1 protein-coding gene is annotated in these 776 nt (G+C 26.4%); it reads left to right on the forward strand.

Annotated elements, in window-relative coordinates; all coding sequences use genetic code 11:
- The first annotated feature begins 123 nt into the window (after positions 1-123).
- Positions 124-516, forward strand: coding sequence for a DUF1878 family protein (locus tag B5P42_RS13665; RefSeq protein ID WP_113734406.1), 393 nt, complete (start codon positions 124-126; stop codon positions 514-516).
- Positions 517-776: the final 260 nt, after the last annotated feature.

Consider the following 776-nt stretch of genomic DNA (forward strand, 5'->3'; position numbering starts at 1 on the left):
CTACCGATAAGTGGGGTTATGTTAACTGAACATGTATATGTTGTACATTATGAATCTTCATATTTTGAGATAAACATAGATGTGATAGGATGGTCAATATAGGGAAATGTGGAGGGAAAGAATATGGATTTAGTTAAAGAAGTTACCTTATTAAAATATCGATTTGAACTTATGAAACGTATGATTCAATCAGATGAATATCCTTTTTTCATGTTTGTTATAGATCATGAATTTGAGGAAGAACAAGTAAACGCCTTGTTAAAAGTCTTATTTACGTTTAATGATCGATTAACTGATGGAAAAGTGTCAATTTTTGCTCAAAGTGATCATTTATTTTCTCAGTTTAATCTTCCTTTAGATGTATTATATAGCTCAGAAGAGCCTGATTTAAATGAGTTTAAACGATATATTACTAAGATTTTTTACCAGGAGTTTAAATTAGAATATCTATTACTAAGTCTGAAAAAACAACATATTTTTGTAAATGTTTGTGATTATCTTTTAGAACAATTATAAATTTTACTAACAGGTATTATGTAAAAAAAGTTAGCATGAATCTAGCTTTTTCTTTTTTTGATCACGGGTATTCTAATTTCTTTATTCATCATGTTTTGAATGTATAGTTTGATAGTGATTTTGGAGAAAACGGGTGAATTGAGATAAAGTTAATATAATCAATGGTATGAAAGTAAACTAATATTGAAAAGTTTACATTCGTATTTATAATAAATAAAAAGCACTTTTTAATGTTTTAAAAGTGCTTTAACTTGATGTTG

The organism is Bacillus sp. SRB_331, assembly GCF_003264175.1.
GTDB classification, from domain to species: Bacteria; Bacillota; Bacilli; order Bacillales; family Bacillaceae_G; genus Bacillus_A; species Bacillus_A mycoides.

Bases quoted from the DNA above. Each gene is read 5' to 3' on its own strand.
- B5P42_RS13665 (WP_113734406.1), top strand. From the start codon at position 124: ATGGATTTAGTTAAAGAAGTTACCTTATTAAAATATCGATTTGAACTT.